Annotated in this window: 12 protein-coding genes; 8 read left to right on the top strand and 4 right to left on the bottom strand. The window is 59.8% G+C overall.

What is annotated here, in order from left to right; translation table 11 throughout:
* Positions 1 to 24: 24 nt before the first annotated feature.
* The 4 genes from JIO00_RS14250 to JIO00_RS14265 form a co-directional block, all read right to left on the bottom strand.
* Positions 25 to 411 carry a putative zinc-binding protein gene (locus JIO00_RS14250; RefSeq protein ID WP_145307114.1) on the bottom strand — a complete coding sequence of 129 codons (387 nt, stop codon included), beginning with the start codon at positions 409 to 411 and terminating at the stop codon, positions 25 to 27.
* Between the two features lie 74 nt (positions 412 to 485).
* The gene (locus tag JIO00_RS14255) at positions 486 to 1,160 is read right to left on the bottom strand and encodes a Crp/Fnr family transcriptional regulator (protein WP_200668539.1); all 675 of its coding nucleotides are present in this window, start codon (positions 1,158 to 1,160) and stop codon (positions 486 to 488) included.
* Positions 1,161 to 1,246: 86 nt separating this feature from the next.
* Positions 1,247 to 1,894, bottom strand: coding sequence for a two-component system response regulator NarL (gene narL, locus JIO00_RS14260; RefSeq protein WP_010460222.1), 648 nt, complete (start codon positions 1,892 to 1,894; stop codon positions 1,247 to 1,249).
* Positions 1,891 to 3,693 (bottom strand): HAMP domain-containing protein, encoded by a 1,803-nt coding sequence (locus tag JIO00_RS14265; protein ID WP_200668540.1) that lies wholly within the window; start codon positions 3,691 to 3,693, stop codon positions 1,891 to 1,893. The genes narL and JIO00_RS14265 overlap by 4 nt, the downstream gene beginning before the upstream one ends.
* Positions 3,694 to 3,997: 304 nt before the next feature.
* On the opposite strand from JIO00_RS14265, the gene JIO00_RS14270 reads away from it, so the two are divergent.
* From JIO00_RS14270 to moaA, 8 genes are all read left to right on the top strand, one after another.
* On the top strand, positions 3,998 to 5,302 hold the full coding sequence (locus JIO00_RS14270; RefSeq protein ID WP_077748434.1) for an MFS transporter: 1,305 nt from the start codon (positions 3,998 to 4,000) through the stop codon (positions 5,300 to 5,302).
* Complete coding sequence (locus JIO00_RS14275) at positions 5,280 to 6,677, top strand: NarK family nitrate/nitrite MFS transporter (protein WP_017338874.1); 1,398 nt, start codon at positions 5,280 to 5,282, stop codon at positions 6,675 to 6,677. The genes JIO00_RS14270 and JIO00_RS14275 overlap by 23 nt, the downstream gene beginning before the upstream one ends.
* A gap of 69 nt (positions 6,678 to 6,746) precedes the next feature.
* The gene (locus tag JIO00_RS14280; protein ID WP_200668541.1) at positions 6,747 to 10,520 is read left to right on the top strand and encodes a nitrate reductase subunit alpha; all 3,774 of its coding nucleotides are present in this window, start codon (positions 6,747 to 6,749) and stop codon (positions 10,518 to 10,520) included.
* Position 10,521: 1 nt separating this feature from the next.
* Positions 10,522 to 12,060, top strand: coding sequence for a nitrate reductase subunit beta (narH, locus tag JIO00_RS14285; RefSeq protein WP_010460230.1), 1,539 nt, complete (start codon positions 10,522 to 10,524; stop codon positions 12,058 to 12,060).
* Between the two features lie 2 nt (positions 12,061 to 12,062).
* Positions 12,063 to 12,818 carry a nitrate reductase molybdenum cofactor assembly chaperone gene (gene narJ, locus JIO00_RS14290; protein ID WP_010460232.1) on the top strand — a complete coding sequence of 252 codons (756 nt, stop codon included), beginning with the start codon at positions 12,063 to 12,065 and terminating at the stop codon, positions 12,816 to 12,818.
* On the top strand, positions 12,811 to 13,491 hold the full coding sequence (gene narI, locus JIO00_RS14295; protein WP_010460234.1) for a respiratory nitrate reductase subunit gamma: 681 nt from the start codon (positions 12,811 to 12,813) through the stop codon (positions 13,489 to 13,491). Before narJ ends, narI begins: the two co-directional genes overlap by 8 nt.
* 10 nt (positions 13,492 to 13,501) lie before the next feature.
* Positions 13,502 to 14,461, top strand: a complete 960-nt coding sequence (locus JIO00_RS14300; protein WP_077748439.1) for a peptidylprolyl isomerase — start codon at positions 13,502 to 13,504, stop codon at positions 14,459 to 14,461.
* Positions 14,462 to 14,486: 25 nt separating this feature from the next.
* Positions 14,487 to 15,479, top strand: coding sequence for a GTP 3',8-cyclase MoaA (gene moaA / locus JIO00_RS14305; protein WP_077748440.1), 993 nt, complete (start codon positions 14,487 to 14,489; stop codon positions 15,477 to 15,479).
* The last annotated feature ends 121 nt before the right edge of the window (positions 15,480 to 15,600 follow it).

Below are 15,600 nucleotides of genomic sequence, written 5' to 3' on the forward strand. Positions count from 1 at the left end.
TTTCGGTGGCTGTCAGACCATCGTTTACTGGCGTTTTTCATGCTGGCGAGCATCACTCGCAATCAACTGCCTGATCTCTTCGAACAACTCATCCCCCTGCGCTGGCGTGCAATCCTCGCCATTGCGTTTACGCAACCCGTAATGGCTAAGAATCAAGTGCACGTCCGCGTGCAGGCCATGTTGCTTCAGGCAGTTTTCGACGCATTGCAGCGGGCAGCCGTCCAGCGCAAAAATCCGCCGTCCCGAGCGGGCCTTGTTGACCAGCGCCGCCACATGCCCGCCAACACCGACGATGCAGGACATTTCCGCCAGTCCGCTGCGATCAAGCCGCACCGCCAGGGTATTGGCCAGTTGGGCAACGTTGGAACAGCCTGAGCAGGCATAAATCAGTGGCAAGGTTGAACGGGGCATCAGCACTCTCCATGGATGGACTTCTTCAGTCTGCAAGAGCGGTGGCATTGCGCATTGACGGCGGTCAATTACGACTATTGGAAGGCCGCGAGATCCTCTTCGGCGAGGATGCTGATAGTGCGGCGTTCCATCGCGATCAGGCCGCTGTCCACCAGGCGGTGCAAGATCCGCGAAAAGGTTTCCGGCTGAATGCCCAGCTTCGAGGCCACCAGGCGTTTGGACACCTGCAACACAATCAAACCGCTGACCGGGTTGCGTTCCTGCAACAGGAAATTGATCACCCGGCGGCTCGCACTGGCCATGGTCAAGGTGTCGATGTCGCGCAGACGCAGGTGCAGGTGCACGCTCATGCTCGCCAGGATCGCCAGGCAGACTTTCGGCTGATCTTCGAGGGCATTGCGGTAGTGGTTGCCCTCGATACTCACCAGTACGCTGTCTTTCAGCGCCGTGGCGCTGACCGGGTAGAGACGGGCCTGGCTGAACAGTAAGGCTTCGGCAAAGGTCTGGCCCGGCTGAATGATCTCCACCAGATTCTCCTGGCCTTCGCCGGTCAGCCGATACAACTTGATCTGGCCGCTGACCAGCAGAAAGAAACGCTTGGCCGGATCCCCTTGGTGCATGAGTGTGCTGTGACAACTCAGGCGCTTGAGCATCGCCAGGCCGCAGACCTCCTCGAAGATTTTCTCCGGTAGTTGGCTGAACAGATGGTGACGGCGCAACGTTAAAACGATGGAAGGGTGGGTCAGCATGGCGTACCTCCGCTGACGCTCATAGTAGAGAGCGTCGGCCAGATGACCTATGCCTCTGCCGGCCTACCTCCAAAGAGGCATACCCGTCATCCGGCATTGCGCAGATGTTCCATGGCCCATACGGCAGCCTCGACCCGCGAGCGCAAGCCGAGTTTGTGCAGCAGGTTTTTCACATGAACCTTGACCGTCCCTTCAGTGATGCCGAGCTTGTGCCCGATGACTTTGTTGCTGAAGCCGCTGGCGATGGTTTTCAGCACCTGACGTTCACGCTCGGTCAGTTCCACCACGGTCTGGCGCTGGGGTGAGCGCAGTGCCTGGGCCATGACCTGGGTCAGCCCCGGGCTGATCACCAATTCGCCGTTCAAGGCATTGCGGATGTACTGAATCAGCAGTTCGGGCTCCATGTCCTTGAGCAGGTAGCCGTCGGCATCCAGGCGCAGTGCGTCGCGAATATCGTCTTCGGCATCCGATACCGTGAATAGCAGCACCTTGCCGGTGTAGTGCATCGCCCGTAACTGGCGCAGGGTTTCAATGCCATTCATCACCGGCATGTTGTTATCGAGCAATACCAGATCCGGTTGCAGCGGCTCGATCAGTCCGAGCGCTTCTTCACCGTTGCTGGCTTCACCGACGATCAGGAAATCATCTTCGAGCTCGAGCATCTGGCGGATGCCGTGACGCATCATCGGATGGTCATCGACCAGCAGGATGGTGTGTTGCAGGGACGGGTTCATGTGACGCTACCTTCTGTTTTTTGTCCCAGAAACTCCGGTTGGAATTCCAGTTGGACACGGGTGCCTTGCGGCTCCCTGGAGACTATTTCGAGTTGACCGCGCAAGCTGCGGGCCCGCTCATCCATGATTTTCAGGCCGTGATGCTCGCGTTGGTCGACGTTGCCGCTGAAGCCACGTCCGTCGTCTTCGACGATCAGCCTCACGGTTTCACCGTCCTGACGCAGTTGCAGCCAGGCGTTTTGCGCATGGGCGTGACGCAGGCAATTGGAGAGCGCCTCGCGGGTGATCTGCAGAATGTGGATTTGTTCGCTGGCCGATAATTGAAAGGCCAGCGCGTCGACGTGCAGGTGCACCTGGCACTCCCCGCGACGGGAGAACTCTTCGGCGGTGTCCTTGAGCTCCTGCACCAGCCCCGCATCGTGAATCTGCAAGCGAAAGGTGGTCAGCAATTCGCGTAACTGGCGGTAGGCATTGTTCAGCCCTTCGCGCAGTTCGGCGGTGACGTTTTCCAGGGTCTCGATCGGTTCGCCACGACGCATCAGGGTTTGCAGGCGGCTGACTTGCAGCTTCATGTAGGACAGGGCCTGGGCCAGTGAGTCGTGCAGCTCGCGGGCAATGATCGTGCGTTCGTCGAGCAGCAGCAGGCGATGATCCTGTTCCCGTTGGCGCTTGAGCGAGAGCGAGGTGCCAATCAGGTTGGCCAGGGCCTGGATCAGTTGGGTTTCCCAGGCTTGCGTCGGGTGTCCATCGACAAAATGCGCCTTGAGCTCACCCAGTTCGCTGCCCTGGTTGCTGATGCTGAAGGTTTGCGGGCTGGCTTTATGGTGTTTCTGGCACGTGGCGCAATCGCTGCTGGCGCAAACTTCGCGGATGTTGGCGCCATGCAGGGCGAGCAACTGTTGGGCCGGGGCATGTAATTGACCTTGCAGGCACAGCGACAGGCGCAAGCCGGGCAGGCGTTGCTGAAAGCGCCGGATCAACTCATCCAAACCTTCGGCATTGGCCAGGCGTGTGGCCAGGCTTCGACTGCTTTGGTACAGCAATTCAAGGGCAGCATTGGCTTGTTGCAGGTTCAGGGTTTTTTGCTGCACCTGACTCTCAAGGGTGCGATGCGAGTCTTCGATCGTCTCGGCCATGGCGTTGAAACTCATGGCCAATTGGCCCAATTCGTCCTGGGACTGATGGTTGACCCGCACCTTGAAATCGCCACGACGAAAACGCTGGGTCGCGTCCACCAACTCTTTCAAGGGCGTGACCACGCCATATTGCAGTTCGTACAGCCCAAGCAGCAGGACGATCATCGTGGTGAACAGCGCCAAGCCCTGGATAACTTGTTGCCAGCCTTGCTTCTGTTCGCTTTGGCGCTGCAACAGGTCGACGAAATGGTTCAGTTGCTCAACGAAGGACAAGGCCTGGACCTGAAAATAGGCGGCATCACCGCGCTCCAGTGCCGGACGCAAATCCTCGTTCCATTGTTGCTGGATTTGCCCGTAGCTGATCTGCAGCGCGGTGGTCGGGCCATCTTCCAGCACGGCTTTGAGTGACTGGCTGTTTAGACGGGTTTGCAGGCTGTCGGTGATGGCCAGGATTTCTTCGCCGGTTGCCCCTGCGGCCAGTTTCCAGCTCAGGTGGTAAGTCTCCATGCGCACAGAGCCAGCGGTGTTGATGGCAGCCGCATCACCCTGGCTGAACCAGGCGATCAGTCCGGCGCTCAACGAACTGGCGAGGGCGAGCACGGCAATCAGGATCACGGCCAGCCCGGCGCGAGCGGGCAGGGAGCTGCGCAACCAGCGCATCATCAGCGCAGGTCCCGGAAAATTTCAGGAAAACAGAGCATGCGGAACCCCAGGTCAGGGCTTTGCCGCCGATCCCGGGCGCGCTACCTCTAAAGAGTTGTCGACTGATCCTTGTCAGCAAAAACCTTGGCGAAAAACCTTAAAACACTGATAAACAAACGGTTTCAGGGTTCTTCTGTACTACCTCCTTAGAGGTAGACCCCGCAAGCATAGGCCTATGCCCCCATGGGCTTCGTTGACGTAGGTCAAGTTTTTGCGGGGTTGGCCTCTCTAGTCTGCCGCCATGGCTAACTGACTGGAGAGCATTGTGACCGAACCCCGTGTACGACAAGGCCTGGTGCTGGGCATGAGCACATTGGCCTTCACTGTCTGCTTCATGGTCTGGATGATGTTTGCCGTGCTCGGGGTGCCGATCAAGGACCTTCTCCAGCTCAACGAAACCCAGTTCGGCCTGCTGGCCGCGACGCCGGTGCTGACCGGTTCGCTGGTGCGTCTGCCACTGGGGCTGCTGACCGACCGCTTTGGTGGGCGCAGCGTGTTCTTCCTGCTGATGCTGGCCTGCGTCGCGCCGCTGTACCTGATCAGTCACGCCACCGCCTATTGGCAGTTCCTGGTGCTGGGCTTGTTCGTCGGCCTGGCCGGCGGCTCGTTCTCGGTGGGGATTGCCTACGTCGCCAAATGGTTCGACAAGGAGAATCAGGGCTTCGCCATGGGCATCTTCGGCGCCGGTAACGCCGGAGCCGCGGTGACCAAGTTTCTGGCCCCGGCATTGATCGCTGCCGGCAGCTGGCAGTTGGTGCCGAAAGTTTTCAGCGCCATTCTATTTATCACCGCGCTGTTGTTCTGGTTCCTCAGCGCCGAGAACAAAAACCACCGCAGCGCTTCGGGCGCCACGTTGCGTGAGCAATTGAGTTCGCTGAAGGACCCGGCCGTGTGGCGCTACTGCCAGTACTACTCGATCGTCTTCGGTGGCTACGTCGCCCTCGCGCTGTGGATGACCAAATACTACGTACAGGAATACGGTTTCAGCCTGCAAAGCGCGGCGCTGCTGGCGGCCTGTTTTTCCCTGCCCGGTGGCGTGCTGCGTGCGGTCGGTGGCTGGATGTCGGATCGCTGGGGTGCGCAAAGCGTGACCTGGTGGGTGTTGTGGGTCAGCTGGATCTGTCTGTTCCTGCTCTCGTATCCCCAGACCCAACTGCAAGTGCAAACGATCAACGGCCCGGTGGATTTTCACATCGGCCTCAACCCTGCGCTGTTCACCGTACTGCTGTTCGTCATGGGCATCGCCTTCGCGTTCGGCAAGGCCTCGGTCTTCAAATACATCGCCAATGACTACCCGAAAAACATGGGTGCGGTGTCCGGCATCGTCGGCCTCGCCGGTGGCCTGGGCGGCTTCGTGTTGCCAATCCTGTTCGGCGCCCTGGTGGACCTCACCGGCGTGCGCTCTTCCTGCTTCATGTTGATGTACGGCGTGGTCTGGGTCTCCCTCACCTGGATGTACTTCAGCGAAATACGCAAAAGCCCGGTGCTGGGTAAAGCGCCGCTGCTGACACCGTCCCCGATTTCCAGCATTGCCCTAGGAGAAGAACATGTCCGTTCTGCAAAAGCCTGACAAAGGCCCGGTCATTCATGACTGGCGCCCCGAGGACCCCGCGTTCTGGGGAAGTAGCGGCAAACAGACCGCCACGCGCAACTTGTGGATTTCCATTCCTGCGCTGCTGCTGGCCTTTGCGGTGTGGATGGTCTGGAGCACGGTGATCGTGCGTTTGAACGCCATCGGTTTCTCCTTCACCACCGACCAGCTGTTCTGGCTGGCGGCGTTGCCGGGGCTGTCCGGGGCGACCTTGCGGATCTTCTATTCCTTTATGGTGCCGATCTTCGGTGGCCGTCGCTGGACCGCCCTGAGCACCGCGTCGCTGTTGCTGCCATCGATCTGGATGGGCTTCGCCGTGCAGGACCCGAGCACCTCCTACAGCGTGTTCGTGTTGATTGCGTTGCTCTGCGGTTTTGGTGGCGGCAACTTCGCGTCGAGCATGTCCAACATCAGTTTCTTCTATCCCAAGTCGCAGCAGGGCACGGCCCTTGGCCTCAACGCGGGGCTGGGTAACCTGGGCGTCTCGGTGATGCAGTTCTGTGTGCCGCTGGTGATTACCTTCGGTGTGTTCGGTTTCATGGGCGGCTCGCCGCAAGCACTGCCGGACGGCGGCCAGTTGTGGTTGCAGAACGCCGGCTTCATCTGGGTGCCGTTTATTGTCCTGGTGACCGTGCTGGCCTGGTTTGGCATGAATGATCTGTCCAGTGCCCGGGCCTCGTTCAGCGAACAGGCGGTGATCTTCAAACGCAAACACAACTGGCTGATGTGCTGGTTGTACCTGGCGACCTTCGGTTCGTTCATCGGTTTCTCCGCCGCGTTTCCGCTGCTGATCAAAACCTCGTTCCCTGACGTCATTGCCTTGAAATTCGCTTTCCTCGGCCCGTTGGTGGGTGCGCTGGTGCGTCCATTGGGCGGCTGGCTGGCGGACAAGCTCGGCGGTGCGAAGGTGACCTTGTGGAACTTCGTGCTGATGATCGTGATGGTCTTCGGTGTTCTGCACTTTCTGCCGCAAAGCGGCCAGGGCGGTAACTTCTACGGCTTCCTCGGTATGTTCATGCTGCTGTTCATCACCACCGGCGTCGGCAACGGTTCCACCTTCCGCATGATCCCGGTGATCTTCCGTACCCAACATGAAAAAGCCTCGGCCGGCAAACCAGCCGCCGTGCGCGAACAAGCGCTCAAGGATGCCGGCAAAGAATCAGCTGCGGTCCTGGGCTTCAGTTCGGCCATGGGCGCCTTCGGCGCGTTCTTTATTCCCAAATCCTTCGGCACTTCGATGGCCCAGACCGGCGGCCCGGAGATGGCCTTCTACATGTTCGTCGGCTTTTACCTGAGCTGCATCGTGGTGACCTGGTGGTGGTACGCGCGCAAAGGCGCCGCGACACCCTGCTGAGTCGAGCCGAATCCAACCATTGCGTGGGCGGGGCACAGACTCCGCGACAAAGCCTGAGAGGACTACACCGTGAGTCATTTACTGGATCAATTGCGGTTTTTCAACCGCAAGCAAAACGAGTTTTCCGACGGTCATGGCGAGACCCGCAAAGAGTCCCGTGACTGGGAGAACGTCTACCGTTCGCGCTGGCAGTACGACAAGATCGTGCGTTCCACCCACGGGGTGAACTGCACCGGTTCCTGCTCGTGGAAAATCTACGTCAAGAACGGCCTGATCACCTGGGAAACCCAGCAGACCGACTACCCGCGTACCCGTAACGATCTGCCGAACCATGAGCCCCGTGGCTGTCCACGTGGTGCCAGTTACAGCTGGTACATCTACAGCGCCAACCGGCTCAAGTACCCGAAAATCCGCAAGCCATTGCTCAAGCTCTGGCGCGATGCGCGGCAGACCATGGCGCCAGTGGAAGCCTGGGCCAGCATCGTCGAGGACAAGGCCAAGGCCGACTCCTATAAAAGCAAGCGTGGCATGGGTGGCTTCATCCGCTCCAACTGGGAGGAGGTCAACGAGATCATTGCCGCGGCCAACGTCTATACGATCAAGCAATACGGCCCGGACCGGATCGTCGGCTTCTCGCCGATCCCGGCCATGTCGATGGTCAGCTATGCCGCAGGCTCGCGTTACCTGTCACTGATCGGTGGCGCCTGCCTGAGCTTCTACGACTGGTACTGCGACTTGCCACCGGCCTCGCCGATGGTCTGGGGCGAGCAGACCGACGTGCCGGAGTCGGCCGACTGGTACAACTCCAACTACATCATTGCCTGGGGTTCCAACGTCCCGCAAACCCGTACCCCCGACGCGCACTTCTTCACCGAAGTCCGTTACAAGGGCACCAAGACAGTCGCGATCACCCCGGATTACTCGGAAGTCGCCAAACTCACCGACCTGTGGCTGAACCCTAAGCAAGGCACCGATGCGGCGCTGGCCCAGGCGTTCAACCATGTGATCTTCAAAGAATTCCACCTGGACAAACCGAGCGCCTATTTCACCGACTACGCCAAGCGCTTCACCGATTTGCCGGTGCTGGTGCTGCTCAAGCAAATGGTCGACAAGGCACCGGGCGCCGGTTACCAGCCGGACCGTTTCCTGCGCGCCAGCGACCTGACCGACAACCTCGGCCAGGAAAACAACCCGGAATGGAAAACCATCGCGCTGGATGTCAGTGGCGAACTGGTGTCCCCTCAGGGCTCCATCGGCTATCGCTGGGGAGAGAAGGGCAAGTGGAACATCCTTCCCCGCGAAGGCGGCGAAGGCCGTGAGATCGATCTGAAGCTGAGCCTGATCGGCGATGACGTGGCCGAAGTGGCGTTCCCGTATTTTGCCGGCGAGTCCCACGAACACTTCCAGCACGTGGCCGGCGATGCCGTGCAATACCGCCGCGTGCCGGTACACAGCGTGGTGCTGGCGGACGGCAGTGTGGCCAAAGTCGCCACCGTGTTCGACCTGTCGGCGGCCAATCTGGCGATCGACCGTGGCCTGGGGGGTGAAAACGTCGCCAAGGATTACAACGACGCCTCGGTGCCCGGCACCCCGGCCTGGCAGGAGCAGATCACTGGCGTCAGCCGTGAGAAAGCCATCCAGATTGCCCGTGAGTTCGCCGACAACGCCGACAAGACCAAGGGCCGCTCGATGATCATCGTCGGCGCGGCGATGAACCACTGGTACCACATGGACATGAACTACCGCGGGCTGATCAACATGCTCATGCTCTGCGGGTGTGTCGGTCAGACCGGTGGCGGTTGGGCGCACTACGTGGGTCAGGAAAAACTCCGTCCGCAATGCGGCTGGCTGCCACTGGCATTCGGCCTGGACTGGAACCGTCCGCCTCGCCAAATGAACGGCACCAGCTTCTTCTACGCCCACAGCTCGCAATGGCGTCACGAGAAAATGAGCATGCACGATGTGCTCTCGCCATTGGCCGATAAATCAAAATTCCCCGAGCATGCCCTGGACTACAACATCCGCGCCGAACGCGCCGGCTGGTTGCCCAGCGCACCGCAACTCAACACTAACCCTTTGCACATTTGCCGTGACGCGGCGGCGGCCGGCATGGACCCGAAAGACTACGTGGTCAAGTCGCTGCAGGACGGTTCGCTGCGCTTCTCTTGCGAACAGCCGGACAGCCCCGTCAACTTCCCGCGCAACATGTTTATCTGGCGTTCCAACTTGCTGGGCTCCTCGGGCAAGGGCCACGAGTACATGCTCAAGTACCTGCTGGGCACCAAAAACGGGGTGATGAACGAAGACATCGGCCAGGTCGGCGATTGCAAACCTGAAGAAGCCGAATGGGTGGATGAGGGCGCCATCGGCAAGCTCGATCTGGTCACCACGCTGGACTTCCGCATGTCCTCGACCTGCGTCTATTCCGACATCGTCTTGCCGACCGCAACCTGGTACGAAAAAGACGACATGAACACCTCGGACATGCACCCGTTCATTCACCCGTTGTCGGCAGCGATCGACCCGGCGTGGGAATCGCGTTCCGACTGGGAAATCTACAAAGGCATCGCCAAGGCGTTTTCCAGTATGTCCGAAGGGCACCTGGGCGTTGAAAAGGATCTGGTGACCATCCCGCTGATGCACGACAGCGTTGGCGAACTGGCCCAACCGTTTGGCGGCACCGACTGGAAAAGCGACGGCGTGGCACCGGTGCCGGGCAAAAACGCACCGAATCTGCACGTGGTGGAGCGTGACTACCCGAACATCTACAAACAGTTCTCGTCCCTCGGACCACTGCTGGAAAAACACGGCAACGGCGGCAAGGGCATCAACTGGAACACCGAAGACGAAGTGAAATTCCTCGGTGAACTCAATCACAAAGAAGGCGATGCCGGTATCAGTCACGGCCGTCCGAAAATCGACACGGCCATCGATGCCGCTGAAGTGATTCTGTCCCTGGCGCCGGAAACCAACGGCCAGGTGGCGGTCAAGGCCTGGGCCGCGCTGTCAGAATTCACCGGCATCGACCACAGCCACCTGGCGCTGTCGAAGGCCCACGAGGCGATTCGTTTTCGCGACATTCAGGCACAGCCGCGCAAGATCATTTCCAGCCCGACCTGGTCGGGCCTAGAAGACGATCACGTCAGCTACAACGCCGGCTACACCAACGTTCACGAAGGGATCCCGTGGCGCACCATCACCGGTCGCCAGCAGTTCTATCAGGATCACCCGTGGATGCAGGCATTCGGCGAGCAACTGATGAGTTATCGGCCGCCGGTCAACACCCGCACCATCGAAGGGGTGAAAGGCAAGCGCAGCAACGGCGAGATCGAAATCGTCCTGAACTGGATTACCCCGCATCAAAAATGGGGCATCCACAGCACCTACAGCGACAACCTGCTGATGCTCACCCTCAGCCGTGGCGGGCCGATTGTCTGGCTCTCGGAGAACGACGCGAAAAGCGCCGGCATCGAGGACAACGACTGGATCGAGTGCTTCAACGTCAACGGTGCACTGACCGCCCGGGCGGTGGTCAGCCAGCGCGTCAAGGACGGCATGGTGATGATGTATCACGCACAGGAACGGATCGTGAACGTGCCAGGTTCGGAAACCACCAAGACCCGTGGCGGCCACCACAACTCGGTTACCCGTGTCGTGCTCAAACCGACCCACATGATCGGCGGCTATGCGCAGCAAGCCTACGGTTTCAACTATTACGGCACGGTCGGTTGCAACCGCGATGAATTCGTCGTGGTGCGCAAAATGTCCAAAGTCGACTGGCTCGATGGTTCAAGTGGCGATGACCTGCCACGTCCGCTGCCGACCGATATTGAGGAGAACTGAGATGAAGATTCGCTCACAAATCGGCATGGTTCTGAACCTGGACAAATGCATCGGTTGCCACACCTGTTCGATCACCTGCAAAAACGTCTGGACCAGCCGCGAAGGCATGGAATACGCCTGGTTCAACAACGTCGAATCAAAACCCGGGATCGGCTACCCGAAAGAATGGGAAAACCAGGACAAGTGGAAGGGCGGCTGGATCCGCAACGCCAACGGCACGATCAACCCGCGCATCGGCGGTAAATTCCGCGTGCTGGCAAACATTTTCGCCAACCCGGACCTGCCGAGCCTCGACGACTACTACGAACCGTTCGACTTTGATTACCAGCACCTGCACACCGCGCCGCTGGGCGAGCATCAGCCCACCGCGCGTCCGCGTTCGCTGATCTCCGGCAAGCGCATGGAAAAAATCGAGTGGGGTCCGAACTGGGAAGAAATCCTCGGCACCGAATTCGCCAAACGTCGCAAGGACAAGAACTTCGACAAGATTCAGGCGGACATTTACGGCGAGTACGAAAACACGTTCATGATGTATTTGCCGCGCTTGTGCGAGCACTGCCTCAACCCGACGTGCGCGGCGTCGTGCCCGAGCGGTGCGATCTACAAGCGTGAAGAAGACGGCATCGTCCTGATCGACCAGGAAAAATGCCGTGGCTGGCGGATGTGCATCAGCGGCTGCCCGTACAAGAAGATCTATTTCAACTGGAAAAGCGGTAAGTCCGAGAAATGCATCTTCTGCTACCCGCGTATCGAAGCCGGGATGCCGACCGTTTGCGCGGAAACCTGCGTCGGGCGCATCCGCTACCTCGGCGTGCTGCTGTATGACGCCGACCGCATCAGCGAAGTGGCGAGCACCGCCAATGAGCAGGACCTGTACGAGAAACAACTGGAGATCTTCCTCGATCCGAACGATCCGGCAGTGATTCGTCAGGCCCTGGCCGATGGCGTACCGCAATCGGTGATCGATTCCGCTCAGCGTTCGCCGGTCTACAAAATGGCCGTGGACTGGAAACTCGCCCTGCCGCTGCACCCGGAATACCGCACCTTGCCGATGGTCTGGTACGTGCCGCCACTGTCGCCGATCCAGAACGCCGCGACCGCCGGCACTGTCGGCATGAACGGGGTGATTCCGGATGTCGACAGCCTGCGTATTCCCCTGAAGTACCTGGCGAACCTTTTGACGGCGGGTGATGAAAAACCGGTCAAGCGTGCGCTTAAACGCTTGCTGGCGATGCGCGCCTACAAACGTTCCGAGCAAGTCGACGGCGTGCAGGACCTGCAGGTGCTGGCGGATGTCGGCCTGAGTGTGGCCCAGGTCGAGGAGATGTATCGCTACCTGGCAATCGCCAACTACGAAGACCGCTTTGTGGTACCGAGCGCCCACCGTGAAGACGCCATGAGCGACGCCTTTGCCGAGCGCTCCGGTTGCGGTTTCAGCTTTGGTAGCGGCTGCAGCGGCAGCTCCGACACCAACATGTTCGGTGCGAAGAAAGCCAACCGCCGCGACATCCTGAAAACCGTCCAGTTGTGGGAGGAATGAGCATGCAAATTCTCAAAGTGATTTCGCTGCTGCTCGATTACCCGACCGAGACACTGATTGGCGGTCGCGACGAACTCGAGCAAGCGATCATCCAGTCACGGGAAATCAGCCCCAAGCAACGCGGCGCGTTGTTCGAATTGTTGGAGTTGATCTGCGCCAATGACCTGATGGATGGGCAGGAGCACTACGGTGCGCTGTTCGGTCGAGGTCGCTCGCTGTCGCTGCTCTTGTTCGAGCACGTGCATGGCGAATCCCGCGATCGTGGCCAGGCGATGGTCGACATGATGGCGCAATACGAAGAAGCCGGTTTTGCCATCGGTGTCAAAGAGCTGCCCGATTACATCCCGCTGTATCTGGAGTTCCTGTCCACCCGCGAAGACATCGAGGCCCGGGAGGGCCTGGCGGATGTGTCGCACTTGCTGGCCTTGCTCGCGGCGCGTCTTGAAGAGCGTGAAAGTGCCTATGCCAGCTGCTTCCGGGCGCTGCTGCAAATTGCCGGGGCCGAGCCGCATCAAGCGGTGGCCGACCTGCGGGCGCAGGTGGCGGCGGAGCCGCGCGACGACTCCCTGGAAGCCCTCGACAAGATCTGGGAAGAGGAGGCCGTGGACTTTCTCCAGGCCGAACAGCAGGACCGTTGCAGTGGACTGCCAAGCGCACCGGGCAAGGCCCGGGAAGAAAGTGCGGTGCCGTTGCACTGGGTGGATTTTCAGCATGAAGGGTTGGCCGTCGTGCCGGCCAAGGAGGTAGGTAATGTCTAAATGGAACCTGTTGTTGTTCGGGGTCTATCCCTACGTCGCCCTGGCGATTTGCCTGATTGGCAGCTGGGCGCGTTTCGATCTGTCGCAGTACACCTGGAAGGCCGGCTCGAGCCAGATGCTCAATCAGCGCGGCATGCGCGTGGCGAGCAACTTTTTCCACATCGGTGTGTTGTTCGTACTGGCCGGACACTTTGTCGGCCTGCTGACCCCGGCGTCGGTGTATCACCACGTGATCAGCACTGAGAACAAGCAGTTGCTGGCGATGGTGTCCGGTGGCTTCTTCGGTCTGTTGTGCCTGATTGGCTTGCTGATGCTGGTCAATCGGCGGCTGACCGATCCACGGGTCCGCGCCACGTCCAGCCCCTCGGACATTCTGGTTCTGCTGGTGCTGCTGGCGCAGTTGCTGCTGGGGCTGCTGACGATCGTTGCGTCCACCGCGCACATGGACGGCTCGGTGATGGTGATGCTCGCCGATTGGGCACAGAACACCGTGTTGTTGCGTCCGGTGGAAGCCGCGGCGGCCATCGCGCCGGTCGGGCTGATCTACAAGCTGCATGTGTTTCTCGGTTTGACCCTGTTTGTGCTGTTCCCCTTCACCCGTCTCGTACACATGATCAGCGCACCGATCTGGTACCTGGGGCGTCGTTATCAAATCGTTCGTCAGAAGTACTGAGGAGACAATCATGTCAGGTGGATGCGGATGTGGTGGCGGTAATGGGGGCAGCGGTGGCTGCGGTTCTTCAAAAAAAGCGGAGGCCGTTCTCGACATGGCGCCGGTCGCAGAGGCGCAGTTCGAGGCGCTGCCGGTTGAGCCCGCAGGGGCCGATGACGCCCCGGCGCAGTTGATCGCCAGCAGTGAACAGGAGTGGCCGATCATCAGCGTCAACGAGGTGTCGATCACCCCGGAAGCGATGGCGCTGGAGCTGCAATATCATCCGGCCGAAAGCCGCGAAGAAGCGGTGTACTTGGCCGCCCGGGCGTTGGTGATCCGCGAGTTGTTGCAGCAGCGCATTGCCGAACTCGGCGTATCGATGGAGATCGGTGCTGGCGAGAACGAAGAAGAAGCGGCCACGCGTTTGTTGCTTGAACGCGAGGTGCATGTGCCGCAGTGCGACGAGGAAACCAGTCTTCGTTACTACGAAAACAATCGCGGGCGCTTTCACAGCGCACCATTGCTGGCGGTACGGCACATCCTGCTCGAATGTGCGCCGGACGATGTCGAGGCGCGCAGCCTTGCGCATGTTCAGGCGGAAGTCCTGCTGCAACGTCTGGATGAATTCCCCGGCACTTTCGCCGAACTGGCGTTGAAATATTCGGCCTGCCCGTCGAAGGCTCAGGGTGGTTCTTTGGGGCAGATCAGCAAGGGCCAAACCGTGCCTGAACTGGAACGTCAGTTGTTCACTCTGGCGCCGGGCCTGGCCAGCAAACCGCTGGAAAGTCGCTACGGCTGGCATGTAGTCAGTGTCGATCAGCGAATCGAAGGCATGCCGTTGCCCTATGAAGTGGTGTCGACGGCGATCCGCACGCAGTTGCAGCAAGGCGTGTGGCAAAAAGCCCTGGTGCAGTACCTGCAAACCCTGATCGGTGCGGCGGATATTCGCGGTATCCATTTGCAGGGCGCCGACTCACCGCTGGTGCAGTGAGCATCGAGGCAAACCGGGAGATGTGATGAACGCTGTAATGCAGGATGGCTTTGGACGGCAGATTGATTATCTGCGGATGTCGGTGACGGACCGCTGTGATTTTCGCTGTGTGTATTGCATGGCGAAAAACATGACCTTCCTGCCGCGTCAGCAGGTGCTCACCCTTGAAGAGTTGCAGCGTTTGGCAACGCTGTTCGTTGGTCTGGGTGTACGCAAGATTCGCCTGACCGGCGGCGAGCCGCTGATTCGTCCGGGCATTGTCGACCTTTGTCGCAACATCGCCGCGTTGCCCGGTTTGCGCGAATTGGTGATGACCAGCAACGGCTCGCAGCTGGGCCGTCTGGCCCGGCCGTTGGTCGATGCCGGGGTGAAGCGGATGAACATCAGCCTCGATAGCCTGGACGGGCAGAAGTTTCGCGCGATCACCCGCATTGGCGATCTCGATCAAGTGCTCAACGGCATTGAGGCAGCACGGGACGCGGGGTTCGAGCGGATCAAACTCAACTGCGTGGTGATGAAGGGCCGCAACTTTGATGAAGTCCCGGCGTTGGTGCAGTACGCCATTGACCAGCGCATCGATATCAGTTTCATCGAGGAAATGCCCTTGGGCGATGTCGGGCGTTCCCGGGGTGAATCGTTTTGTTCCAGCGACGAGGTTCGGGCGCTGATCGCCAGCCAGCATCGGTTACTCGACAGCACCGAAAACAGCGGCGGACCGGCACGCTATGTGCGTCTGGAACGCCATCCCGAGACCCGGATCGGCTTCATTTCACCCAACAGCCACAACTTCTGCGGCAGCTGCAACCGGGTACGGATGACCGTTGAAGGGAAGCTGTTGCTGTGTTTGGGGCAGGACGATGCCCTGGATTTAAGAGGATTGCTGCGGCGTTATCCGCTGGATGATCAGCCCGTGATCAATGCCGTGCAGAAGGCCTTGCGCGGCAAACCGTTGCGCCACGATTTCAGCCCCGAAGGGGAGGTGCAGATTGTACGGTTCATGAACATGAGTGGCGGTTGAGCTGATCTGTAAAACACAGCAAATCACTGTGGGAGCGAGCCTGCTCGCGATAGCGGTAGAACAATCGACATCAATGTTGAGCGTGCTGCAGTCATCGCGAGCAGGCTCGCTCCCACATTAG

It is taken from the genome of Pseudomonas sp. SW-3, assembly GCF_016615645.1.
Lineage (GTDB): Bacteria > Pseudomonadota > Gammaproteobacteria > Pseudomonadales > Pseudomonadaceae > Aquipseudomonas > Aquipseudomonas mandelii.